This window comes from Niveispirillum sp. FG148 (assembly GCF_057809655.1).
The window spans coordinates 120,224-143,330 of the sequence record NZ_JBMDKJ010000014.1 but is presented as its reverse complement, the minus strand read 5'-3'; the positions used below and the strand labels follow the sequence as shown (position 1 = coordinate 143,330).

At 66.4% G+C, this 23,107-nt stretch carries 20 protein-coding genes and 1 pseudogene; 16 read left to right on the top strand and 5 right to left on the bottom strand.

Annotation, left to right across the window (positions count from 1 at the left end; genetic code table 11):
• Both ACODTW_RS16060 and ACODTW_RS16055 read left to right on the top strand, forming a co-directional pair.
• Positions 1-638, top strand: a pseudogene (locus tag ACODTW_RS16060) (hypothetical protein); the annotation flags it as partial.
• A 150-nt stretch (positions 639-788) separates the two neighbouring features.
• Positions 789-1,235, top strand: a complete 447-nt coding sequence (locus tag ACODTW_RS16055) for a hypothetical protein (RefSeq protein ID WP_488947064.1) — start codon at positions 789-791, stop codon at positions 1,233-1,235.
• A 176-nt stretch (positions 1,236-1,411) separates the two neighbouring features.
• Here ACODTW_RS16055 and ACODTW_RS16050 read toward each other — a convergent pair whose 3' ends face one another.
• A complete protein-coding gene (locus tag ACODTW_RS16050) occupies positions 1,412-2,953 on the bottom strand; it encodes a S10 family peptidase (RefSeq protein WP_488947063.1) in 1,542 nt (513 codons plus the stop codon).
• A 507-nt stretch (positions 2,954-3,460) separates the two neighbouring features.
• Between ACODTW_RS16050 and ACODTW_RS16045 the strand changes: the two genes are divergently transcribed.
• From ACODTW_RS16045 to ACODTW_RS16035, 3 genes are all read left to right on the top strand, one after another.
• Positions 3,461-5,077 carry a sigma-54-dependent transcriptional regulator gene (locus ACODTW_RS16045; RefSeq protein ID WP_488947062.1) on the top strand — a complete coding sequence of 539 codons (1,617 nt, stop codon included), beginning with the start codon at positions 3,461-3,463 and terminating at the stop codon, positions 5,075-5,077.
• Between the two features lie 26 nt (positions 5,078-5,103).
• Complete coding sequence (locus tag ACODTW_RS16040) at positions 5,104-5,430, top strand: hypothetical protein (RefSeq protein ID WP_488947061.1); 327 nt, start codon at positions 5,104-5,106, stop codon at positions 5,428-5,430.
• A gap of 88 nt (positions 5,431-5,518) precedes the next feature.
• Positions 5,519-5,713 carry a hypothetical protein gene (locus ACODTW_RS16035; RefSeq protein WP_488947060.1) on the top strand — a complete coding sequence of 65 codons (195 nt, stop codon included), beginning with the start codon at positions 5,519-5,521 and terminating at the stop codon, positions 5,711-5,713.
• Positions 5,714-5,777: 64 nt separating this feature from the next.
• On the opposite strand, the gene gspD is transcribed toward ACODTW_RS16035, so the two are convergent.
• Positions 5,778-7,883 (bottom strand): type II secretion system secretin GspD, encoded by a 2,106-nt coding sequence (gene gspD / locus ACODTW_RS16030; protein ID WP_488947059.1) that lies wholly within the window; start codon positions 7,881-7,883, stop codon positions 5,778-5,780.
• Between the two features lie 22 nt (positions 7,884-7,905).
• Positions 7,906-8,331 carry a type II secretion system major pseudopilin GspG gene (gene gspG, locus ACODTW_RS16025; protein ID WP_488947058.1) on the bottom strand — a complete coding sequence of 142 codons (426 nt, stop codon included), beginning with the start codon at positions 8,329-8,331 and terminating at the stop codon, positions 7,906-7,908.
• 189 nt (positions 8,332-8,520) lie between these two features.
• Between gspG and ACODTW_RS16020 the strand changes: the two genes are divergently transcribed.
• The 10 genes from ACODTW_RS16020 to ACODTW_RS15975 all read left to right on the top strand — a co-directional run bounded on the left by ACODTW_RS16020 (position 8,521) and on the right by ACODTW_RS15975 (position 16,902).
• Positions 8,521-10,083: a GspE/PulE family protein gene (locus tag ACODTW_RS16020; RefSeq protein ID WP_488947057.1), complete on the top strand. Its 1,563-nt coding sequence runs from the start codon at positions 8,521-8,523 to the stop codon at positions 10,081-10,083.
• Positions 10,084-10,098: 15 nt separating this feature from the next.
• The gene (locus ACODTW_RS16015; RefSeq protein WP_488947056.1) at positions 10,099-11,301 is read left to right on the top strand and encodes a type II secretion system F family protein; all 1,203 of its coding nucleotides are present in this window, start codon (positions 10,099-10,101) and stop codon (positions 11,299-11,301) included.
• A gap of 145 nt (positions 11,302-11,446) precedes the next feature.
• A complete protein-coding gene (locus ACODTW_RS16010; protein WP_488947055.1) occupies positions 11,447-11,917 on the top strand; it encodes a GspH/FimT family pseudopilin in 471 nt (156 codons plus the stop codon).
• The gene (locus ACODTW_RS16005; protein WP_488947054.1) at positions 11,914-12,294 is read left to right on the top strand and encodes a prepilin-type N-terminal cleavage/methylation domain-containing protein; all 381 of its coding nucleotides are present in this window, start codon (positions 11,914-11,916) and stop codon (positions 12,292-12,294) included. Before ACODTW_RS16010 ends, ACODTW_RS16005 begins: the two co-directional genes overlap by 4 nt.
• Entirely contained in the window at positions 12,291-12,992 is a 702-nt protein-coding gene (locus ACODTW_RS16000) for a PulJ/GspJ family protein (RefSeq protein ID WP_488947053.1), read from the top strand. The genes ACODTW_RS16005 and ACODTW_RS16000 overlap by 4 nt, the downstream gene beginning before the upstream one ends.
• Positions 12,989-13,852: a hypothetical protein gene (locus ACODTW_RS15995; RefSeq protein ID WP_488947052.1), complete on the top strand. Its 864-nt coding sequence runs from the start codon at positions 12,989-12,991 to the stop codon at positions 13,850-13,852. Before ACODTW_RS16000 ends, ACODTW_RS15995 begins: the two co-directional genes overlap by 4 nt.
• Positions 13,822-14,790 (top strand): hypothetical protein, encoded by a 969-nt coding sequence (locus ACODTW_RS15990; RefSeq protein WP_488947051.1) that lies wholly within the window; start codon positions 13,822-13,824, stop codon positions 14,788-14,790. The genes ACODTW_RS15995 and ACODTW_RS15990 overlap by 31 nt, the downstream gene beginning before the upstream one ends.
• Positions 14,780-15,331 carry a type II secretion system protein GspM gene (gspM, locus tag ACODTW_RS15985; RefSeq protein ID WP_488947050.1) on the top strand — a complete coding sequence of 184 codons (552 nt, stop codon included), beginning with the start codon at positions 14,780-14,782 and terminating at the stop codon, positions 15,329-15,331. Before ACODTW_RS15990 ends, gspM begins: the two co-directional genes overlap by 11 nt.
• Complete coding sequence (locus ACODTW_RS15980) at positions 15,328-15,699, top strand: hypothetical protein (RefSeq protein WP_488947049.1); 372 nt, start codon at positions 15,328-15,330, stop codon at positions 15,697-15,699. The genes gspM and ACODTW_RS15980 overlap by 4 nt, the downstream gene beginning before the upstream one ends.
• A 234-nt stretch (positions 15,700-15,933) precedes the next feature.
• Positions 15,934-16,902 (top strand): dienelactone hydrolase family protein, encoded by a 969-nt coding sequence (locus ACODTW_RS15975; RefSeq protein ID WP_488947048.1) that lies wholly within the window; start codon positions 15,934-15,936, stop codon positions 16,900-16,902.
• Between the two features lie 88 nt (positions 16,903-16,990).
• On the opposite strand, the gene ACODTW_RS15970 is transcribed toward ACODTW_RS15975, so the two are convergent.
• The gene (locus tag ACODTW_RS15970; protein ID WP_488947047.1) at positions 16,991-17,716 is read right to left on the bottom strand and encodes a response regulator; all 726 of its coding nucleotides are present in this window, start codon (positions 17,714-17,716) and stop codon (positions 16,991-16,993) included.
• Positions 17,717-17,980: 264 nt separating this feature from the next.
• Here ACODTW_RS15970 and ACODTW_RS15965 point away from each other — a divergent pair, with 264 nt between their 5' ends.
• Positions 17,981-19,912, top strand: a complete 1,932-nt coding sequence (locus ACODTW_RS15965; protein ID WP_488947046.1) for a methyl-accepting chemotaxis protein — start codon at positions 17,981-17,983, stop codon at positions 19,910-19,912.
• Here the strand turns inward: ACODTW_RS15965 and ACODTW_RS15960 are convergent.
• Positions 19,865-23,020 carry a PAS domain S-box protein gene (locus tag ACODTW_RS15960; protein ID WP_488947045.1) on the bottom strand — a complete coding sequence of 1,052 codons (3,156 nt, stop codon included), beginning with the start codon at positions 23,018-23,020 and terminating at the stop codon, positions 19,865-19,867. The genes ACODTW_RS15965 and ACODTW_RS15960 overlap by 48 nt on opposite strands.
• Between the last annotated feature and the right edge of the window lie 87 nt (positions 23,021-23,107).

The window sequence follows — 23,107 nt, the reverse complement described above, 5'->3', positions numbered from 1 at the left end:
CGATTGAGACGACGGACCTGATCGAGATCAGCTCGACCAATATCGTCGCCTTCTCCGCCGCGCAGGTCGGCGCCTTCAGCACCACCCAGATGGGTGCGTTGGAGACGACGGACCTGGCGGTTCTGACGACGACGCAGATTGTGGGTCTGACGACGACGCAGGTGGCAGCGTTCACGACGACGCAGATCGGGGTACTGACGACCACCCAGGTGGCTGGTCTGACGACGACCCAGGTGCGTGGCTTTGAGACCGTCGATCTGGCGGAGATTACATCGACCCAGATCGTTGGCTTCACGACGACGCAGCTGAATGCACTAACCACGACCCAGTTCGTGAACTTCAGCACCACGGCTGTGGTGCAGTTGACCACGACGCAGGTTGCGGCCCTGTCGACAACCACGGTTCGTGCCCTGTCGACGACGCAGATCAGCATCCTGACGACGACGCAAATCGTCGCCTTCACCACCACCAACATTCTGGGCCTGAACACCACCCAGATCTCGGTCCTGGACTCGACGCAGATCGGTGGGCTGGAGACGACGGATATCGTCGCGATGACGACGACCCAGACCGCCGGCCTGAGCACGACCCAGATCGGTTACATGACCAGCGATCAGGCAAACTCGCTTCTGCTCTGACCGTAGCAACCACGCTGGCCGGGTTCGTTCGAAAGGACGGACCCGGCCTTTTCTTTTTCCGGAACCAGGCCATACGATTGGACACATTGTGATCTGCGGCGCGACAGGTCACGTTGGCAGTATTGTTCCCATCGGCTTGTTCAGGTTTCCATGCATCATCGCCAAGTCCTTGACATCGCCTTGCGCGGACTGCCATCGAACCGCGCGGCCTATCTATCGCGGGTTGCCGACGCGCTTGGCCGCGATCCCGCGTTGGAAGAGCGTGAGCATCTGGCCTACCCGGTGCTGGCGGCGGCGGCGGCCGGGATCGAGCCGGTCCTTGACCCTGCTGACTGCGCCAGACTGGCTGTGGATTTTCTGGTCCGGCATGCGGAGGGGATCGCCCATACGCTCTATTCAGCGGCCTATCTGCGCGATGGCGTGGCGGCCATGGGGCCGTGGGCGTCGCGTCTGCAGGCCGATCTGGCCGTGGCGATCATGGATCAATTGGCCTCGGGCCGTCTGGTCATGACTGAACCCAAGGTCTGGCGCTTTGGCGCCGACGGCCGGGGTGCCGCCCCGTTCCCTTACGGCGACGGGGATGAGGAAGAGGGCTGACCGCAGCCAGCGTTGGTCAGGAACCAATATCCTGCCTGGTGCGCATCTCTGGCGCCTGCTGCCGCCCATCGGCGGCTTTGCTTATGTTGCGCAGAATGCGCGAGGTCCTGGTCAGGCTGCGGTGAAACAAATGCCCCGCAACCTGACCAGGCCCCCTTCCCGACCGGGATCGAAAATTAGCCGGCCTTGCCGCCCGCCTTGATGAAGGCGCGGACATCGCCGATCAGCTTGTTCAGGCTGGGACGGTACACGTACATCATGTGACCGCCTTCATAATAGGCATAGGTGATGCGGTCGGTCGGCACCCCCGGTCCGTTGAAAGCGTTTTCAACGGCGAAAAAGGGCGTGGCCAGATCGTGATAGCCACAGGCCACGAAGGTGCGCGTGCCCCCATTCTCCCGCATGACTTTGCCGATCCACGGTGCCACCGTCAGGCCCGTCTGCCGCCCGCTGCGATCGACGACCCAGTTCCATTTGGCACCGATGCCGGTCAGGATCTTGTATTCCCGATCCATGTCGACGCCGAGATCGGCGAAATACTGGTTCATCGAGGCCGTGTAAGCGCCTGAGATACCATAAAGCGAGGGATCGTTGTCCGGCGTGTCACCGGCATCGTCGAAATCCTTGCCCTTGTAGCGGGTATCCAGGCGACCGATGGCATAGCCCTGGCTGCGCAGCAATTCCTTCTGGAAGCGCGGCCCGGAGACGCGAAGATTGTTGCGTTCGATGAAGTCCGGGGCAAGGCCGGTGTAAGCGGCCAGCTTGGCCACCAGCGCCTTGCGTTCCGCCGCCGGCAGGCGCGCGCCCTTCAGCAAGGCCGGGGCGTAGGTGGTGAGCGAATAGTCGCGCACTTCATTCAGGAACGCTTCCAACCCCTTGGACTTGTCCTTGATCAGCCCGTAATGCCACGCCGTGGCCGCGTAGGAAGGCAGGTAGGACCAATAGGCGCTGTCGCTGCCGGGATCAAAGCTGAGCGCATCGAGATCAACGGCGCCGGATATGATCAGCAACCCGTTGAAGGACACCCAACTGGCCGGCGTCGACAGATATCTGGCGACGGCGGCCGTGCGCACAGCGCCATAGCTTTCACCACCCATATATTTCGGGCTGTTCCAGCGTTTATTGTCGGTCAGCCACTGACGGATGAACTGTCCGACGGAGGCGGCATCCTCCTCCACGCCCAGGAAGTCCTTTTCCTCGCCCTTGCCGATGGCGCGGCTATAGCCTGTGCCGACCGGATCAATGAAGACCAGGTCGGTCACGTCCAGGATCGTGTCGGGATTGTCGATGATGGGATAGGGCGGGCTGCCGGCATTGCCCCCCTCGCTGGGCACATCGACCCGGCGGGGGCCGAAAACACCGATATGCAGCCAGACGCTGGCGGAGCCGGGGCCGCCATTGAACAGGAACGTGACAGGTCGGGCGGAACTGTCACGGACGTCCGACTTGATATAGGAAGTGGAGAAGATGCTGGCGGTCTCTTCCCCCTTGTCGTTTTTCAGGCGGGTTTCGCCGGCCAGGACACTGTAGTTGATACGATTGCCATTGAAGGTGCCGACCTTTTCCTGGCGGAAATGCTTCGGCGCCGGGATCTTGTCCGATTTGTCGGCCTTCTGGTCGGCCTTCGCTTCCTGGGCCAGAACGGATGGCGCAGGGACGACAATGCCGCCCAGCAGGGCCAGCAGCGACAGGATGCTGAATATGCGGGATATCTTCATGGGTGCTGATACTCCCTATGTTGTCCCATAGAGGTATCGTGCGCCGCTTGGATTCGGAAGGGACAATCGACCCCGGCGTCATCGCCGGACACAATGAAAGATAGGCACGGCGACCGGGGCGGGCCGCCGTGCCTGAAAGTTTCCGCACTTCGCCCTGAACCGAAAAGTGGGCCCGGTGGCGGGTAGGACCGGAGCGACGGCACGGGGCGCGGGGAGGTCCGGCTACGGAGGCCCGTTCCTGTGCGACGTCAACATTCCCGCCGCTGTCGTGGCGGAAAATCCGTGACCTTGGCAACCGGTGCCGGTTGTTCGGGTCGCATTGATAGAAGCAAACCCCGGGCCACCCACCATATTTATGGTTTCCAACAGCTGTCCCCAGGGAAACCGCGGGATTTCAATCACGGTGCTGGCAAGCGTGTCAGCCGGGGTCATTGCGAATTGCAAATATGTTTAGCATCCTGCAAGTCGATATTGCGTTTAGCAATGCCATGGACGATAATTGCTGTCATGCCGAACGACGCCCCCCATATCCTGATCCTGGAACCCGCCCCGTCCTTGGCGTTGGCTTATGTCAACGCCTTGAAGCGCGATGGCTATCGGCTGTCGGTGGTGGAAGGGGCAGCCGCCACGCGTGACCGCCTGGCCGCCGGGGATGTCGACCTGCTGCTGATCAATCTGCAGCTGCCGGATGGCAGCGGGACAGAAAGGCTGCGGGAATGGCACCAGGCGGGGCTGGTGCCGCGTGCCATCGCCCTGACAGCGCAGGGATCGGTACAGGTGGCTGTGGATGCCATGCGTGCAGGCGCCGCGGATGTGCTGCTTCTGCCCGTCGGGACGGAGCGGCTGCGCAGTGCTGTTGCCACCGCCCTGGAACAGACGGCCGAAGCAGCACCTGCCCCGGCATCGGCCACACCGGGCGGGCGGGCGGGACGCAAGGGGGGCAAAGGGACTGCGGTCGCCAGCGCCATGGACGACCCCAACGCCTTTTTCGGCTTCATCGGCGCGTCGCCTCAGATGAAGTCCGTCTATCGTCTGATCGATGCAGCGGCGCCGTCCAAGGCCACCGTTTTCATCACAGGGGAAAGCGGTACCGGTAAGGAGGTCTGTGCCGAGGCCATCCATCGCCGCAGCCCGCGTTCGGCCGGTCCCTTCATCGCCATCAACTGCGCGGCGATCCCGAAGGACCTGATGGAGTCGGAAATTTTCGGCCATGTGAAGGGAGCCTTCACTGGGGCGGCCACCGAGCATTCGGGTGCAGCGCTGCAGGCCGATGGCGGCACCCTGTTCCTGGACGAGATCGGGGAGATGGACCTGTCTTTGCAGGCCAAGCTGCTGCGCTTTTTGCAGACGGGCATGGTCAAGAAGGTGGGCAGCGAGAAGCTGGAGCCGGTGGATGTGCGCATCGTCTGTGCCACCAACCGTGACCCCTATGCCGAGGTGCAGGCCGGCCGCTTCCGCGAGGACTTGTTCTATCGCCTGCAGGTCATTTCCATCGAACTGCCGCCGTTGCGGGAGCGTGGTGAGGATATCCTGCTGATCGCGCGGCACTTCCTGGCCAAATATGGACAGGAGGAGCGCAAGGAATTCAAAGGCTTCAGCGCCGACGCGGAAGAGATTCTGCGCAATTACGGCTGGCCCGGCAATGTGCGCCAGTTGTTGAACGTGGTGCGCAATGTGGTGGTGCTGAATGATGGGGACGAGATCCGGCCCTTCATGTTCCCACCGCCGCTGAACAAGCCGACCATGATCGTACCGCCGATGCTGCAGGATCCGCGATGGGCAGCGATGGCGGGGCCCTTGGCCAGCCAGATCGGACAGGCATTTCCCGCGCTGGCCAGGCCGCCGGCGGGGGCGTTCGCGGGCCTGGGCATTCCAGGCGTTCCCATTCCAGGCATTGGGGCCTCCCCACCGCCATCGGCCGCTGCACCGTCAGCCCCGGCATCAGGCGCTGATCAGGGTTGGGATGGTGGGGAGGCAAAAATTCGTCCCCTCTGGATGGTGGAGGAGGAGACGATCGAGGAAGCGATCCGGCTGTGCCACGGCAATATCACCCGTGCGGCCGCACTGCTGGAAATCAATCCCTGCACCATCTATCGTCGTCGGCAAAAGAAGCGTGCGGGCTGAAGCGCCCGGGGAAAGAAAGAACAGCCATGATTACCGAGATCCGGCACATCATCTTCTCGAACGATGAACTGAAGCTGGTATTCCAGTCTGTGCCGCTGGAGGGATTCGATCCTTCGCGCCGGATCACACGTATCCAGGTGGTGGAAGGGCCGCCGCCCTCCATCCGCATCCAGAGCGAGGCACCGGGCGCTCCGGCCCAGCGCAGCGAGGTGGAGGTTGAAAGCTATCAACTGGCCCGCCTGATCGTCGCCTATTGCCGGGACAAGAAGATCCCGCTGCCCAAGGATGCGCTGAAGACCATCCACGCGCAGGGCGACGCGCTGTGCTTTTCGATCATGAGCACACTTGGCTGACCCTATCCGCAGGGTGTGGTGACCCGGGTTGGATTCATGGCAGTGATGGCCTATAGTGTGATCATCACTTTTGCCGGGTTGCCGCATCATGCAGATCAATTCCTCCGCCGCCTATGCCTCGGCCATCAGCCTGTCGCAGGGGCGCAGCCAGTTGCAGACGGAGCAGATCAAGCAATCGTCGCAGCAGGACACGCAGGTCACCTCGCTGCTGGCCGGTGGCACCGGCTCGACCAAAGCGGCGCCGACCGGTGGCCGTGGCCAGATTGTGGACATCACGGCCTGATCCCTGGTTTCGACCGAATTATGTGAGAAGCCCCGGCGCACCACCGGGGCTTCTTGTTTGACGGTCAGGAACCGGGGGACGGGTTCAGGCTGCGCAGGCGGGAGACCAGTTCGCCCGTGACCGCTTCGGCCTCTGTCGCATCGCGAATGACGCGCGGGGTGATGAAGACGATCAGTTCGGTACGTTCCACCTTGTTGCTGCGTTCGGAGAAGAGCGCGCCCAGACCGGGGATGGATGAGAGCACCGGCACCCCGTTGCGCCCTTCCGTCTGCCGGTCGGAGATCAGGCCGCCCAGCGCCACGGTCTGGGCGGAGCGTACGGCCACATTGGATTGCAGCACGCGCTGCGAGATGGTGGGGGTCAGGGTGCCGGAATTGCGGGTGCCCGATACATTGGACACTTCCTGGCGCACCTCCATCGTCACCATCCCGCCCTGGCCGATGCGGGGAATAACGCGCAGGATGACGCCCGTATCCTGGAAATCCACATTATTGACCAGAGCGGCATTGGCGCTGCTGAGGTCGGTGGCCTGTTTGGTGATGACGGGCACGCGGTCGCCCACCTTCAGCAGCGCTTCCTGATTATCCAGCACCACCACCTGGGGGGAAGAGACGACGCGCACATCCGTCACCTCTGACAGGGCGGACAGCACGGCACGGGGATCGCCTCCGCCCGAAGCGAAGACCAGATTGAAGCCCGGCACCTGGGAGATGGGCGATGGGCTCTTTTCATTCAGGGTGAAACCGCCGAAGCGCTGCCCGTCGCCGCTGCGGAAGAAACTCTGCACGCCATAGCGCAGGGCGTCGTTCAAGGTCACTTCCGCGATGGTGGCTTCGATCAGCACCTGCAAGGGCGCGACGTCCAGGCGACGGATGGCGGCTTCCACCATCCGGTCTTCCTCTGGATTGGCATAGACGATGATGGCGTTGCCGCGCGGATCGGCCATGGTACGCAGGGCGTCGGTCGGCCTGGCCTCCCCGGCCCCCGCGACAGGCGCAGCGCCGCCGCCGCTGGCCACCAGTTGCGCTGTCTGGTCCAGGGCCTGACCATTGGCGCCGGGTTCCTGCGTGGCCAGCTTGCCCTCCGTCTGGCCGGGCGGGGTGATGGCGCTGTCGCTGCGCGTCTCGCTGCCCAGCATGCGGCCCAGGATGCGGGCCACATCGCTGGCCTTGGCATGCTGCAGGGGGTGGACATGGATGGTGCGGGCATTGGCCTGTCCGATATCCAGGCGCGCGATCCAGCCCCGCACTTCCTCCAGCCGACGGGCATCGGCGGCGACGACCAGCACGCCATTGACCCTGTCCACGGGCAGCAATTGCAGGCCCGACCCCATGCCGCCACTGGGTCCGTCGAAAATGGCCTGCAATTCGCGGATGACGGGACCGGGCGCGCCTTGGGTCAGGGGGAAGATGCCGACGGAGCGCCCCTGCATCCAGTCGACATCGAAGGAACGCGCGGCGGCCACCATGGCCGCCCGTTCCGCCCCCGTGCCGGCCACGACCAGCAGATTATAGCCGGCCTCGGCCACGATGCTGGCGCCCGACTGGTAGAGCGGTTCCAGCAGCTTCTGCATGGACGGAGCCGACACGAAGCGCAGCGGCAGGACGGAGATGCCGAAGCCCGGTGTGCCGGCCGCCGCTTCGGCATTCATGGCCAGCCGCGCCTCGGCCAGCGGCACGATGGCATAGCCGGACGCGGTGCGCGTCAGGGCGGCGCCGTTGGCGCGCAGCACGCTTTCCAGCAGGCCCAGCACGTCGCGCGCCGAAAGCCGGCGCCCGCCATGCACGGTGACGGTGCCGCGCACCAGCGGATGGACGGAATAGGCCTGGCCCAGCATGTCGCCCAGCAGCGTCTTGACTACCGTGGGCAGGTCCGCCTCTTCGAAGGCCACGTCGAATTCGGGATTGTCGGACAGCGGGGCGGCCGGCGAGGTGGTCGTCACCGCCAAGCCGGACCTGCCGCTGCCGGGCACCAGGATCGGCTCGGTCATGGGGGCCGGGGGCGGTCCGCTCGTCTCCGCCGGCCCCGGGGTGGCGCGCATCGACAGGCCCAGCCGGTCAAGCGTGGGGCGCAGGCTGCCATCAGCTGGCGGGCGCTGTTGACAGCCGGCCAGGGCCAGCACGGCCAGCAGACCGGTGGCCAGGGACAGGCGGGGGATGCGGGGGGGCATGGTCTGGTTCCTGCGGGCGCGGTCAGCGGCTGGTGATGTCCTGATCCTCGTCCGCCCCACCCTCCCGCCCATCGCGGCCCAGGCTGATGATGCGGAACGCGGCGCCGTCGGCAGGACTGCGATAAAGGTAGTCATGCGCCCACGGGTCCTTGGGCACCTGTCCGTCGCGCAGATAGGGGCCGTTCCACCCGACCACGCCCGGATTGGCGACCAGCGCCTTCAACCCCTGCTGTTCGGTCGGATAGAGGCCGACATCCAGGAAGTACAGCTCCAGCGCCGATTTGAGCCCTTCCATCTGAATGTTGGCGGCCTTGGTTTTGGAACTGCCCAGATAGCCCAGCACCTTGGGCCCGACAAAGGCCGCCAGCAGCCCGATCAGGACCAGAACCACCAATAGTTCGACAAGGGTGAAGCCTTCTTCGCCCTTCTTTGCGGTGATTGTAATCATTTCATAAGTTTCCGCGGCGCGTGAATCGGCGTATTTGTCGATTCTATATTAAATGACTCACTAAAAATTCTGACTATATGTCTTTAATATGTCGAGCACATTTGTGTTTCTGCCAAGTTTCTGTTGTGGAGTCTATAGATCGTCCCCGCTACCCTGTTCCAGGACTTCAGACATGGAAAGGATGGGCAGGTGGGCACCGGCACGGGCGACAGTGCGGATCTGGGCAAGGGGGCTGCCGGGCCCCTGCCCGTCGTCCTGCCCGTGGATTGGGCCGCAGCCCCGGACCTGTCGGACCAGTTGGCCCCCGCCTTCCTGCGTCAGCGCGGATTGTTTCCGCTGCATGTCCAGGGTGGGCGGTTGCGGGTCGCCATGGTCGACCCCACGGACAGCGATGCCATCGACCTGATCGGTTTTGCCACGGGTCAGCCGGTGGAGCCCGTGCCGGCCGGGGCGGCAGAGATCGCGGCGGCCCTGGATCAGCGTTATGGCGGCGCCCCCAGCGTCATGGACCGCATCGTCGGCGCCCTGTCCGACGGGGACGAGGGCGGGGACGAGGTCGACCGGCTGAAGGATCTGGCCAGCGAGGCCCCGGTGGTCCGACTGGTCAACCATCTGATCGAGGAGGCGGTGCGCCACCGCGCGTCGGACATCCATCTGGAGCCGTTTCCCGGCCGGCTGGATCTGCGGCTGCGCATCGACGGCATGCTGCACGACATGCCGCCGCCACCGGCGCAGCTGGCCCGCGCCGTCATTTCCCGCATCAAGATCCTGGCCCAGATGAACATTGCCGAACGCCGCCTGCCCCAGGATGGGCGCGTCAATATGGAGATCGACGGACGGCGTCACGATCTGCGCGTGGCCACCATGCCGACGGTCCATGGCGAAAGCGTGGTCATCCGCCTGCTGGACCCCGGGGCCGCCGTGCGCGGGCTGGATGCGCTTGGCCTGCTGCCCGATGATCGCGACCGGCTGCGCCAGATGGTCGACCTGCCGCACGGTCTGATCCTGGTCACCGGGCCCACAGGCAGCGGCAAGACCACGACGCTGTACGCGGCCCTGGGCCTGATCGATGCTGGGGCCCGCAAGGTGATGACGGCTGAAGACCCGGTCGAATACCAGATCCCGTGCGTCAATCAGGTGCAGGTGAAGCCGCAGATCGGCCTGACCTTCGCCCATGTGCTGCGGGGTTTTATGCGCCAGGACCCGGATGTGCTGCTGGTCGGCGAGACGCGCGACCGGGAGACGGCGGAGGTGGTGGTGCATGCCGCCCTGACCGGGCATCTGGTGCTGAGCACGCTGCACACCAATGATGCGGCCGGGGCCGTGGTCCGGCTGGTCGACCTGGGCGTCGAACGGTTCCTGCTGGCCTCCACCCTGCGGGCCGTGGTGGGGCAGCGGCTGGTGCGGGTGCTGTGCCCGCACTGCAAGCAGGCCGTGCCCGCCGACCCGCTGCAACATCAGATCCTGATGGATGCGGGGCTGGCTGGCCACGAAACGCCGGTCCTGTGTGCGCCGGCGGGGTGTGAGCGCTGTGGCGGCACGGGCTATACGGGGCGTGTCGCCATTGTGGAACTGCTGGTGCTGGATGATGCCATGCGCCTGCTGATCACCACGGGCGCCGATGCCGCCGCCATCCAGGCGGCCGCCCGCCAGCGCGGCGCGCGCACCATGGCCCAGGATGGGCTGCGCAAGGTGCTGGCCGGGGTGACGACGCTGGCGGAAGTCAACCGCGTCACCGATCTGGTGGTTTAGGGCCCGGGGGACGCGATGGCGAAATTCAGCTATGCCGCCGTCCAGCGTGACGGCAGTCCCGTCAGCGGCCTGCTGGACGCCGACGACGAAGCGGCGGCCCTGGCCCAGGTGCGATCGGCAGGACAGCTGCCCTTGAAGGTCACGCGGGTGAGGCCCGGCCACGGTCGGTTCCTGCAGCGCAGTGTGCGGCGGTCGGATACGGACGTCATCCTGTTCACGCGCGAATTGCTGCTGCTGATGAAGGCGGGGCAGCCGCTGGAACGCGCCTTGACCCTGCTGGCCGGCGGTCTGGCGCCGCGCGGATTGCGGGGTGCCCTGGACGAGGTGCTGGGACAGGTGCGCGCCGGTATCGGGTTGGCCGATGCGCTGGACAAGGTGGGTGGCTTTCCCCGTCTGTTCATCGCCATCGTGCGGTCGGGTGAAGGCGGCGGGGTGCTGGATCTGGCGCTGGGGCTGTCGGCCGACCTGATGGAACGGTCGCGCAAGCTGCGCGACGGGCTGACCTCTGCCCTGGCCTATCCCACCATTCTGGCCTTCATCACGGTGGCCAGCGTGGGGATGATGCTTCTGCACGTCGTGCCCATGTTCGAGCCGATATTCGCGCGGTCGCTGGATCAGCTGCCTCTGCCGACCCGTGTGGTGCTGGCGGCATCCGCTTTTGCCCGGACGGAGGGTGAAGGAGTGGCGCTGGCCCTGTCGGTACTGCTGCTCTGTTGCCTGTGGCTGGGGCGGCAGCGGTTCGCGCGGGTCTGGTGGCATGGGGTGGTGCTGCGCCTGCCCGTGGCCGGGCCGCTGGTCGCCATGGCGGCTACGGCGCAGTTTGCCCGTACCCTGTCGGTGCTGCTGCATGCCGGCATGACCCTGAACCTGGCCCTGCCGCTGGCCGGGCGCACCCTGACCAACAGCCGCATGCAGGAGGCGGCGACATCCATGCATGCCAGTGTGCGCGACGGGCGCCCCCTGACGGCGGGCCTGCCCCCTGGCCACCCCATCCCCGATCTGGCCGTGCAACTGATCCGGGTGGGGGAGGAAAGCGGGCGGCTGGACGAGGTGCTGCGCCATATCGCGGAGATGTTTGAAACCAAGGTCGAAACCGGGCTGAAGCGTCTGCTGACCATTCTGGAGCCCGCCTGCATCGTCACCATGGCCGCCATCATCGGCGGTGTGGTCGTGTCCATCCTGCTGGCCCTGGTGTCGATCAATGCGCTGGCGACGTGATTATGTTTGTTCCCTCAGGCGCCGGGCGCCGCCATCCGGCGGCTTGGCTTGCGCGCCCATGGGGGCGCGGGCCGGCGGTCGCCGGCCTGCAAAGGTCATTGATATGACCTTTGCCTGTTCCCTCCAGCGGCGGCCTTTTGGGGTGGTGAAGCGTCAGCGCCGGTGCGAGGCGGGCTTCACGCTGCTGGAACTGCTGGTGGTGATGGTGCTGGCGGGGCTGTTGCTGGCGGTGGCGCTGCCCAATCTGGGGACGGCCACACAGCCAGCGGCCCTGCGCGCCGATGCGGCAGCCTTGACCGCCGCGTTGCGGCTGGCCCGCGAACGCGCGGTGCTGGATGGGCGGGAGGTGCGTGTGACCCTGGATGTCCGGGAACAGCAATGGCGCGTGCTGATGGCGGCGGGTACTGCGCCGGTGCCAGGTGGTGCCCTGTCCGGCAAGGCGCGTCTGTTGGTGCGGGGAGATGCGGCCGACATGGAGGGCGATCGGGCCGCCGTGCGCTTCCGCCCCGATGGCGGCAGCACGGGGCTGGAGGTCACGCTGACCGCCGGGCCATACCGCCATGTCGTGCGCGCAGACTGGCTGACGGGACGGGTCACGCAGGAGCAGGCGCCATGAAGGGGCAGCGCGGCTTCACCCTGGTGGAGGTGCTGGCGGCCCTGCTGATCCTGGGGCTGGTGCTGGGCCTGTGTTACCGCCTGCTGGGCCAGGGTGCGGGGATGGTGCGGGCCACCGGCACGCGCGCTGACGCCCTGGCGCTCGCGGAAGGACAGCTGGCGGCGCTGATGGCGCAGAACCGCATCGCCCCCGGCCAGTTCAACGGTGCGGCCGGTGACCTGTCCTGGGACGTCACCATCCGCCCGCGCAGCGATGGCCCTTTCCGACAGGCTGCCGCCGCCGGCCTGTCGGCCCTGTCCATCGAGATCATGGTGCGGGACGGGCGCGGGGCGCCCGTACGGCTGACATCCACCCGGCTGGTGCGGGGGACGTCATGAACCGGGGACAGGCGGGGTTTACCCTGGTTGAACTGCTGGTGGCCTTTGTGCTGCTGGGCCTGCTGCTGACGGTGGCGGGCGGGGGCTTGCGTGATCTCAGCCGGGGTTATCGGGGGGGAATGGAGCGCACCTGGCGTCAGCAGGATTTCAGTCTGGCGGGCGATATCCTGCGCCGACAGGCCATGCTGGCCCTGGCGCCCGCGTCCGGCCCCCGTCCCACATTGCCGGCCTTCAGCTTTGGTCGCGACCGGCTGCAGTTCAGCATCCTGGACCCGGTGGCACCCGGCCGCGGCGGGCTGACCCAGGTCGGCTTCAGCGTGGAGCGGCCGTCGGAAGGGATGGTGCGCCTGATCTACTGGCAGGGTCGTGATGGCGGCCCGATCGAGCGGCGGTTGCTGGTGGAAGGAGCGCACGATATCACCTTCGCCTATCGCGCCGCCGATGCCGGGCCGGATGAGTGGCAGGAGACATGGAACCCCGGCAGGGGCCGGCCCGCCCTGGTCCGGATGAGCATCGGGGGCGCCGGCAGGCCGCTGGCGGCCCAGGTTGTACGGTTTCCGGCCGATGCCGACCTGTCCTGCCTGTTCGCAGGAAACATTCAGCGGCCTGGACGGGGGCCGGGTTGCCGTTATCGCCCCCCGGCCAATGGTGATGATGGCATCGACCGCGACAGCGAGGCGGCGGAGGGGCCGGCATGAGCCAAGGAGTTTCCCCGGGAAAGACCGGTGAGCGGGGCGCCGCCCTGGTCATGGTGCTGTGGCTGACGCTGATCGTCAGCCTGCTGGCCGGTGCCTTCGCCCTGACGGTGACGACGGAAGCGGGACGCCAGTCGGCGCGCGTCCGCAGCGCCCAGGCGCGGGCGACGCTGGAGACCGCGCTGGCCGCTGTGCTGGTCATGGAAATGGACCCCCGCCCCGGCCGACGGCCGCCCAACGGCGGCTGGCAGGAAATGACCCTTTCCGACCCGGCGGCGCGGGTCTTCTGGTCGGTGCAGGATCAGGCGGGATTGATCGATCTGAACCGCACACCGGTGGAAAGGCTGCGGGCGCTGTTGCCGGCGCTGGCCGATCGCATGGCCTTTCCCGTCCTGTCGGAGATTGAGACGCGCCGCGCCACGGGGCGGCCCTTCCTGTCGGTTCAGGAACTGGCCGCCATTCCAGGCATGCCGGAAGCCACCCAGAGCCGGCTGCTTTCCGCGTTGACCGTCCACCAATCGGCCAATTCCGGAAAGGTGGCCATCCTGGCCGCCCCATCCATCCTGCTGGACATCTGGCCGGACCTGACCCCCACCGACCGGGCAGCACTGCGCAACCTGACAGATGGCGGGCGGGGGCCGGGGGAACCAAAGGGAGAACCAAGGGGTGAATTGGTGCGCCGGTTGAACCGGGCGGGGCTGCGCGTCAATGCCCGCCCTTCCCCGTTCCGGGCCGTCCGGCTGCGGGTGGCGCTGGATAATGGCGCCAATGCAGCTGCGGAGGTGCTGGTCTGGCTGAATGCCGACGATGCCGCCCCGTTCCGGATTCTGGAATGGCGCCCATTGCCGGAGGAGATGCCATGATGGGTGCCGGATTGCCGCCATGGCGGAGCTTGCCCGGCTGGTGGCTGCGGGAAGCCCGACGCCGCATTGAGAAGACGTCCGATCCTGTTGCTGCCCTGTTGGTCGATCTGTCCGGCATCCCCCGCTATTGGCGCCGGGGCCGCGACGGGCGGCTGACCGAGATGAAGCTGGTGCCGCGGGGGCGGCCGGCACGCCTGCTGCTGCCAGCGTCGCTGGTGCGGCGGGTCACGCTGTCCATGCCGGCCGCCGCTGCGGACCATCTGCATGGGCTGGCGGGGCTGGAACTGGAAAACCATCTACCGATGGCGGCCGATCAGTGTTTCCACACCGCCCGCATTCTGGACAGCGATCCCGTGGCGGGCACCATCCGGGTGGTGGTTACAGCCAGCCCGCGTCGCCGGGTGCAGGGCCTGCTGGACAGCATGCGCGACCTGGGCCTGGTGCCCGTGGGACTGGAAGTGACCGACGACGGCACGCTGATCCCGCTGGACCCCGGTGGGGGGCAGGCCAGGCGATTGCGCCGCCTGGGCCTGACCGCAGCGCTGCTGGCGACCGGGCTGGTCTGTCTGCCCTTCGCGGCGGTAACGGCGCGTCTGCAATGGCTGGAACAGCAGTTGGCAGAAGGGGTGGGCAAGGCGGCAGCGGCACGCGATCTGGCGGCCCGACTGGCGCCCGCCCGTCAGGCGGCGTCGCTGGTGGCGGAGATGCCGCCGCCCCTGCCCGTGCTGAACGCGCTGGCCGAACGGTTGCCCGATTATGCCTGGGTGACGGCCATTGATCTGGCGGGCCGGCATATCAGCGTCACCGGCCACACGCGGGAAGGCAAACCCCTGCCCGAGGGATTGCATCATATACCGGGCCTGACCGCGATCGAAATTCATCAGGGGGAAAGCGGCTTCACCCTGACCGCGACCCTGGAGGTGCGCCATGCGGATTGACCCCCCTGCCCTGTCGCCGCCGCAGCTGTTCTGGATGGTGGGGACACTTCTGGGGCTGCTGCTGATGGGGGCCGTTGCGGCACCGGGCTGGCTGTTATGGCGCGACATGGCGGACGACCTGGCGCGCGTGGAAACGCGGCTGGCGGCACAGGCGGACCTTGTCCAGCGTACCGAACGGTTGCGGGGAGAGGCGGTGTCGTTGCAACCCTGGTCAGGACGTGGCCCCAATCCCCTGCCCGGCAAGAATGCCGCGGAAGCCCGGGAGGCCATGGCCGCGCAGATCCTGCGTCTGGCCGCGGATGCCGGCCTGCCACCGCCTGGACTGACCGTACCGGAGGACACGGGCGGCAGCCGGGTGGTGGCAATGCGCGTTCTGCTGCAGGCGGGGCCCCGTCCGCTGCGCGACTTCCTGGCCGCACTGGAGACGGAGAGACCGATGCTGCCCGTGCAGGAGCTGCATCTGCGGCCTGATACGCAGGATGGCGGCCGGTTGAATGTCGAACTGGCTGTGGCTGGTATCATGGTGGAGGCGGCGCCATGAAAAGCCGCCTGCTGCTGTCCGTCTGCCTGTGTCTGGCGTCCTTGCCGGCGTCGGGGGCCGAGGATGCCTTCGTAACCCGGCCCCTGTTCAGCCCCGATCGCCGGCCAGCGCCCGACCAGCCGGCGCTTCCGTCCCGTTCCGGACGGGAACTGCCGCCCGGCGGCTGGCGCCTGAGCGGACTGGTCATGGGCGCCAACGGCCAGACGGTCATCCTGCTGACCGGCAGTGAAGGTGGACCGATCCTGCGCGCGCGCCCTGGTGACAGCGTCAATGGCTGGTTGATTCTGGATGTCCAAGGCCACGCCATCCGTCTGTCCCGACGCGGCGAAATGCATTCGACCGGGTTGCGCCAGGCGTTGCCGGAATAGCACCCATGCGCCTCAAGGGCTCCTGCGCACATCGGGTTGAAACAATCCGGCATCGCCCTGCCCCAACGCCGCATCCGTGCGCCAGCAACCAGAAACACCGCAGCAACAAAGAGAATGACACAGCTTTTCTGAATATTTCTGGAATGTTTGCGTCCGCGCAAGTACCGGGCGGGAGGATTACAAAGGTCAAAAAAGTAAATACCCGACCTTTTCCTGACATCACGGAGTCATCCCATGGCCTTTCATCGTCACGCCCTGGCCGCCGTTACAGCCGGTTTCCTGGCCGGCACGCTGTTGACGGGCGCCGCTTCCGCCCAGACCGCCGTCAAGCAAGTCTCCTTCACCTCCATGGATGGAACGACCACGCTGCGCGGCTTCTTCTACAAGCCGACCACAGGCGCCGGCCCGTTCCCGGCCATCGTTCTGCTGCATGGCTGCGGTGGCGCCTATTCCAAGAAGTCGGGCGGCGTGACGCTGGATGCCGCGACGATTGAGGCAGCCCCGTCGAAATATATCAACAGCCAGTACAAGGACTGGGCCGCCTGGGCCGCGGGCCAGGGCTATGCCCTGCTGCTGGTTGACAGCTTTGGTCCGCGGGGCCAGACGCTGGGCGTGTGCGACGTGGACCAGGAAGACCGGCCGAGCGACATCAGCGACGTCTACCGCCGTCCGCTGGACGCCTATGCCGGGCTGAAGTTCCTGAAGGATAATGCCGCCAGCAGCGCCTACAACATCAAGGCGGATCGCGTGGCCCTGGTCGGCTTCTCGCACGGCGGCAGCACGACCCTGTCCACCGTCGCCGATACCGGCCCGTCGGTCTGGCACAACAATGTCCTGCCCAGCAATCCGGGTCTGGTCGGCGGCTTCCGCGTGGCGGTCGCCTATTATCCAGGCTGCGGGCTGCAGAACGCCTACAAGAACACCTATCATTCCGGCACGCCGCTGCAGGTCTTTACCGGCCAGAAGGACACGACGACGCCGGCGGTGAAGTGCGAGGCGCTGAAGGTCACGGCGGAATCCGTGGCGGCCGCGCAGAGCAAGCCGGTCAATTTCAGCTATCGCACCTGGGCCAACGCCACCCACAGCTTCGATCAGGCCACCAGCAGCGACTGGACCAGCCAGGAAACGACGGACAACAATGCGGCCCGCGCGGATGCCCGCGCGGATGTGCAGGCACTGTTCACGGCCAAGCTGAAGAACTGATCTACAATGGGGCGGTGCCGCCGGCGTTCCAGCGGCGGCACACCTTGGGGGCCGGCAATCGTGATGGGTGCCGGCCCCCTTCTTTTGTTCAGGACTTGCGCAGCAGGAACATATAGCCCTTGCCGCGCACAGTGCGGATAAACTGCGGGTTGTCGGGCTTCACTTCCAACTTCTTGCGCAGTCGCGTGATCCGCACATCAATCGAACGGTCGAACGGCTCCGGTGCCCGATCATGCGCCAGTTTCAGCAGTTCATCCCGTGTGAAGATCTGGTTGGGGTGACTGGCCATGGTCAGCAGAAGATCGAATTCCATCGCCGTCAGATCGGCGATGTGCCGGTCGATCAGGTTCATCACCACCCGTTCCCGTGTCTTCAGCAGCCAGTTGCCGAAGGCGATATCGCCTTCGGTCACTTGTTCTGGAACGGGCGTCCGGACACGGGCACGGCGCAGCACCACGCGGATGCGTGACAGCAGTTCGTCTGCATCGAAAGGCTTGCACACATAATCATCGGCCCCCAGGTCCAGGCCCGCGATGCGGTCGCCCCGCCCCGTGGCGCCGGTCAGCATGATGACCGGCGGCCCCTCGCTGTCCATGGCGCGCAGCCAGCGCATGATCGTGAAGCCGTCCACCCCCGGCAGGCCCACATCCAGCAGGATCAGGGCCGGCCGGCCGCGTTCCATCAGGGCCTGCAGTTCCGGCCAGTTGCCGGCGGCCAGACCTTGCATACCGTTGCCGGCCAGCATGGCCAGCAACAGGTCGCACACCATCGGGTCGTCATCGACCACGGCGATCCAGGGGGCTGTCGGGCTCATGAATGCTCCTGCATGTCCTATCGTTACCGTCAGTTTTCTGAGCGTGGTTACTAAGGGCGATGGGCATCGGCACGCAGTTATAAAGGTGTGAACAGGAAACCGTTGCGACTTTACAATTTCTTCACAGGTTTTCGCCGGTTCACTGTCAATTGTGGGCAAGTCCCCGTGCTACACAGCCGCCGCTACAACCAGATGTTTTGCAGCGAATGTCCGGAACCGGGTGTTTTTCACCTTCCGGAAACATGGGGACGGGGAGAGGGTGTGGTGAGCCTGCGGCTGGAAACGTTGGGATCGTTGAATTTTCTGACCGGTCGCGCGGACCCGGACCTGGCCTCGTCCCTGCGGCAATGGGCTGTCGCCACCGGCGCCATCTCGGCGATTGCCCTGGTTCTGGGCCTGGGCGGCCATCTGCTGGGGCTGGAACAGTCCGAACGGCTGCTGATCGCCCCATTCGGTGCCGCCGCCCTTCTGTTGGGATTTGGTGGCGGTCAGGGACATCCCAGCCCGGCCGCCGTCATGCTGGGACTGGTCCTGTCGGCGGCTGTCGGCGTGACCCTGCACGCAGCCCTTCCGGCCCATTCCGGATTGGCCGCCTGCCTGGGATTTGCCCTGGCCACATTGTTGATGCAGGCCAGCCGCAGCCTTTACCCGCCCGGCGGTGCCGTCGCCATCCTGGCGGCGGGCGGCGTGGATTACGGGTTCAGCGCGGCACTTTTCCCGCTGTTTCCCGTGGCGGTGGGCGCACTGGTCCTGCTGGCAGTGGGGTATTTGGCGAGGCGTGACCAGACCGGCGCTGTGTCGGTGCCCCCGCCGCCCGACGCCGCGCAGTTGCGCCTGCTGGGGTTGTTCAACAAAGTGGCCGTCGCCGCGAATGAGGCCGACAGTGTCGATGCGGCGGTCACCGCCTGTCTGGAGGCGGTGTGCCAGCATACAGAATGGCCCATCGCCCACGCCTACCATCCTGATGTCGACGGCACCCTGATCTCCACCCGCCAATGGTACATCGCCCCGCATCTGGCCGGCGGCCCTATCGCCGATTTCATGCGCATGTCCGAGGAAACGCGGTTCAAGCCGGGCATGGGCATGGTCGGCCGCGTGGCGGCCGATGGCGAACCGGTGGTCCTGCCCGATGTCGGCAAGGCCAAGGGTTTCCTGCGTTCCCAGGCGGCGCAGCGGAACGGGGTGCGCGGCTGCTTCGCCTTTCCCGTGGCCAGCGGGCGGCGCGTGGTCATGGTGCTGGAATTCTTCAGCCAGGAACAGGCCGTGCTGGATGATACGACCCTGCGGCTGATGTCCTATGTCGGTGGACAGATTGCCCGGGTGGTTGAACGGATGGAAAGCAACCAGCGGCTGGGCGCTCTGGCCCGGGCGCTGGAGATGGAGGTGAAGGGGGTTGCCGGCACGGTCTGCGCCGCCGCCGGTGCCGTGGCCGATGCTGCGGGCAATCTGGCCGGCGCCGCTGAACAGGCCGGGTCGCGCAGCGATCAGGCCAAGCGCGGGGCGGATCAGATCACGCGCACCGTGGCCCATGTCGCCGATGCAGCCGCCGCCTTTGAGCGGTCATCACGGGACATTGCGGATTGGGTGGGCCGCACGGACGATATCGCCTCCTCCGCCAACCAGTCGGCGGACGCCACGGCCAAGGCGGTGACGGAACTGGAGGGGGCCATCGATCATGTCGACCGGGTGATCGACGCCATTTCCACCATCGCGCGTTCCATCAACATGCTGGCGCTGAATGCCACGATCGAGGCCAAGCGCGCCGGTGCTGCCGGCCGGGGGTTCGAAGTCGTGGCCAGCGAGGTGAGGGCGCTGGCGGGTCAGACGGCAACGGCGACGGAGGAGGTGCGGCGGATCGTTCAGCAGATCAAGGGGGTGGGGCGCCAGACGCGTGACGCGCTGGACCATATCGGCGCCGTGATTGCCGATATGGCCAGCGCTTCGCAGGGCATCCGCACCTCTCTGGAAAGCCAGGCCAAGGTGACCATCACGGTGACCGATGGCATCCACGGGGCCGGGCGTGACAGCGCCGTGGTGGCGGAAAATGTGCGCCATCTGGATGACAGCACGCGGCAGAACCAAACGGCATCGGCGCAGTTGCTGGCGGCCGCGACCGACCTGACCAGTCAGGGACAGAGCCTGGCGACGTCAATCGACACGTTCCTGGGCGGCGTCCGGCGCCTGATGGAGGCCTGATTGACGCTCCGCTTCTGCCACCACGGCCGCGAGTTCGGACAACGCATCGACGACCAGGGCGCGGATGGCCGGCAGACGTTCGGCCAGGGGCGGCGGTTGCGGCGCCTGCAGCGCCCGTTCGGCTGCCGTCAGTTCCCGTACCACCCCCACCATGCCGACCGCACCCGTGGTGGATGCCAGCAGATGAAGGGCCGCCACGCATTGCGCCGTCGATCCGGTGCGGTCGAATTCATCGGCCTGGGTCAGCGTCCCTTCGATCTGGGTCGGCAGGCGCTGGATCAGGTCGCGGACATGGGCCAGCGGCACTTTTTCCAGCCAGCCCCGGATGCGCGACGGGTCGATCGCGCCCGGTTGCCGCGGCGGCGGGACTGCGATCCGCTCCGGCGGGCGATCGACGGCAAGGCCGGACAGGCGGCCCGCCTTGCGCACCAGTTCGTCGCAATCCAGCGGCTTTTCCATCAGGTGCGTGATCCCGGCGGCGCGGATGCGCGCCTGTACCGGTTCAGCAATATTGCCGGTCACCATCAGGAACGGCACCCGCGCGCGCCCCGGATCGGTCTGCGCCCGTATCGCACGGAACAGGGCCAGCCCGTCGATGCCGGGCACGCCCAGGTCGGAAATGACCAGGTCAAAATCGCGCGCGGTCGCCAGCGCCAGACCGATCGTGCCCGTTGCCGCTGCGGTCACCTGGAATCCGCTGGATCCCAGATATTGCCCCAGCAGTTCGGCCAGCGGGCCTGAATCCTCCACCAGCAGCACCCGGCCATGCGGCGGCGCTGTTGTGGTCGGCAGCTCGGGCCATGCCTCCAGGATCAAGGTCAGGCGACCGGCCACCGGCTGTTCGTCCAGGTTGGGGGGCTGGAGATGCAGATGCACGGGCGGCGGCCCGGCAGCACTGCCGTGGATATCCAATGTCAGCAGTCGGGTCGCCGCCGCCGCGATCTGTGCCGGCACCTGCGACAGCAGCAGTGACAGATCGGGAGGCGGGCCATCGGCGGCCAGCCGCATCTGATGCAGCAATTCCCCGTCCAGCCGCACCGACAGCACCAGCTCGCGCACGCCCCAAAGATCGAACAGGCCGTCGGCCGCATCCATCACGATCCCGTCCAGGGGACGCGAACAGCGCATGCGGTGGTGGTCGCGGGCGTGGCGATCGTCGTTCAGCAGCAGGTTCATCAGCGGCACGACGCTGTTGGCCGGTGGCAGCCGGTCGGCGGGTGGCGGTGGACAGTCCCCCTGCTCCGGCGCTTCCAGTGGCAGATAAAGCGTGAAGACGGTCCCGATGCCAGGTTCGGACGCCACCTCGATATCGCCGCCCGCCTCTGTGATGGCGCCATAGACCAGGGCCAGGCCCAGGCCCGTGCCCTGCCCCACGGGCCGTGTGCTGAAAAACGGTTCGAAGATGCGCGCCCGCACCTCCGCCGTCATGCCGGTCCCGTTATCCGACACGGTCAGCACCGCACAGGGCCGGTCCACACCGCCGGGCAGCGCGCGGCGGCCCTTGCCCAGGGTGACACGCAAGGTGCCGCCGTCGGGCATGGCATTGCGGGCATTGATGGCCAGGTTGACCAGCGATTGCGTGGCCAGATCGGGATTGAACCGGACCCAGACGGGGTCGGGCGGCACCAGGCATTCCAGCCCCACCGCCTCTCCCAGCACATGACCCAGCAGGCCGCGCTGGCTGTCGATGACGGTGGCCAGATCGATGATGGTGCCCTGTGTCGGTCGCTGACGGGCAAAGGTCAGCAGCTCCCGCGTGATGATTCCGGCGCGCTGGATGGTCAATTGCAGATTGACCAGTGCATTGCCCCCTTCCCCGCCGCCATTGCCGCCCGCGCGCGACGCGATACGGGCATAGCCGGAAATGACCGACAGCATGTTGTTCAATTCATGCGCAATGCCGGCCGCCATCTGACCCAACGCTTCCATACGCTGGGCCTGCAGCAGATTGTCCTGCAGACGCCGCTGCTCCGTCACGTCCTTCACCACCTGTACCAGCCCGCCATCTTCCATGCGGAACAGGTCGCGCAGCAGGTGCCGGCCATCGGCCATGGACAGGGTTGACGTGGCCTTATCACCAACGGTGCCGGTCCGGTCTTCGCAGCCGACCAGCGCGCCGTCGGCCGTCAGATGTCCTTCGATCCATTCGGCATGTGTCCCGGTGGACAGCAGATTGTCCGGCAGGCGCAGCAACTGGCCGAACTGCGCATTGGCCCGGACCAGCAACCGGTCTGCGTCGAATATGGCAATGCCCAGATCGACGGCCCGCATCATCTCCATCAGCAGACGGTTGCGGGTATCGATCTCCTGCTGGGCGCGGCGGGCGTCGGTGATGTCGCGCACGAAGGCCGTGAAGCCGTGCCCGTCCAGCAGCGGGATCTGGGTGATGGCCAGTTCGACCGGAAATATCTCGCCGCTGGCGCGCTGCGCTTCAATCTCGATGCGGCGCCCCAGCACACGCGGCGGCTGCCCCCCGGCCAGACGCCGCATGCCGGCGTGGTGATTGGCGCGGTGGCGCGGCGGCACGATGACATCGCCCAACGGCTTGCCCCGCACATCCTCCAACCGGTGACCAAAGGTCCGCTCCGCTGCCGGGTTGAAGTCGACGATGCTGCCTTCCATGTCGATGGTGACGATGGCGTCCAGAGAGGCGGCGACGACGGCGCGGTTGCGCTGTTCGCTCTCCCGCAGGCGGCGGGCAGCCTGATCACCCATGATGTCGGACACATCGGTCAGCAGCGACAGTGTGCCGTCCGCCACCCGGCTATGGCTGACACGCATCCAGCGGCCGTCGGCCAGTTCCAGCGCCGGCCCCCGTGCCCCGTCGCCAAAGGCAGGCAGATGGCGGGAGAGGAAACGATCCGTTTCCACCTCTGTCGCGTCGGCGCCGTGACAGGCCATGCGCCCGGCCACGAACGCCCCGCGCAGCACCTGCTCGAAGCTTGATCCGTCACCTTCATCGCCCAGGCCGAACAGGTCGCGATAGGCCTGGTTGCAGAATCGCAGGCGCCCGGACCTGTCAAAGAACGCCGCCCCGTCCGATATTCCGGCCAGTAGTGCGAAATTGTCCGCGGTGAATTGACGGCCGCCGCTGAACCACCGGATCATCCACGTCACCTGAACTGTAGGGCAGGCCCCGATCGCCGCCAGTCTATGTTAAACGCTCAAAAGTGAAAAGATCGGCCGCACCGAGCC

Coding starts and splice junctions, on each gene's coding strand:
- ACODTW_RS16055 (WP_488947064.1), top strand. CDS start 789: ATGCATCATCGCCAAGTCCTTGACATCGCCTTGCGCGGACTGCCATCG.
- ACODTW_RS16050 (WP_488947063.1), bottom strand. CDS start 2,953: ATGAAGATATCCCGCATATTCAGCATCCTGTCGCTGCTGGCCCTGCTG.
- ACODTW_RS16045 (WP_488947062.1), top strand. CDS start 3,461: ATGCCGAACGACGCCCCCCATATCCTGATCCTGGAACCCGCCCCGTCC.
- ACODTW_RS16040 (WP_488947061.1), top strand. CDS start 5,104: ATGATTACCGAGATCCGGCACATCATCTTCTCGAACGATGAACTGAAG.
- ACODTW_RS16035 (WP_488947060.1), top strand. CDS start 5,519: ATGCAGATCAATTCCTCCGCCGCCTATGCCTCGGCCATCAGCCTGTCG.
- gspD (WP_488947059.1), bottom strand. CDS start 7,883: ATGCCCCCCCGCATCCCCCGCCTGTCCCTGGCCACCGGTCTGCTGGCC.
- gspG (WP_488947058.1), bottom strand. CDS start 8,331: ATGATTACAATCACCGCAAAGAAGGGCGAAGAAGGCTTCACCCTTGTC.
- ACODTW_RS16015 (WP_488947056.1), top strand. CDS start 10,099: ATGGCGAAATTCAGCTATGCCGCCGTCCAGCGTGACGGCAGTCCCGTC.
- ACODTW_RS16005 (WP_488947054.1), top strand. CDS start 11,914: ATGAAGGGGCAGCGCGGCTTCACCCTGGTGGAGGTGCTGGCGGCCCTG.
- ACODTW_RS16000 (WP_488947053.1), top strand. CDS start 12,291: ATGAACCGGGGACAGGCGGGGTTTACCCTGGTTGAACTGCTGGTGGCC.
- ACODTW_RS15995 (WP_488947052.1), top strand. CDS start 12,989: ATGAGCCAAGGAGTTTCCCCGGGAAAGACCGGTGAGCGGGGCGCCGCC.
- ACODTW_RS15990 (WP_488947051.1), top strand. CDS start 13,822: ATGGCGCCCATTGCCGGAGGAGATGCCATGATGGGTGCCGGATTGCCG.
- gspM (WP_488947050.1), top strand. CDS start 14,780: ATGCGGATTGACCCCCCTGCCCTGTCGCCGCCGCAGCTGTTCTGGATG.
- ACODTW_RS15980 (WP_488947049.1), top strand. CDS start 15,328: ATGAAAAGCCGCCTGCTGCTGTCCGTCTGCCTGTGTCTGGCGTCCTTG.
- ACODTW_RS15975 (WP_488947048.1), top strand. CDS start 15,934: ATGGCCTTTCATCGTCACGCCCTGGCCGCCGTTACAGCCGGTTTCCTG.
- ACODTW_RS15970 (WP_488947047.1), bottom strand. CDS start 17,716: ATGAGCCCGACAGCCCCCTGGATCGCCGTGGTCGATGACGACCCGATG.
- ACODTW_RS15960 (WP_488947045.1), bottom strand. CDS start 23,020: ATGATCCGGTGGTTCAGCGGCGGCCGTCAATTCACCGCGGACAATTTC.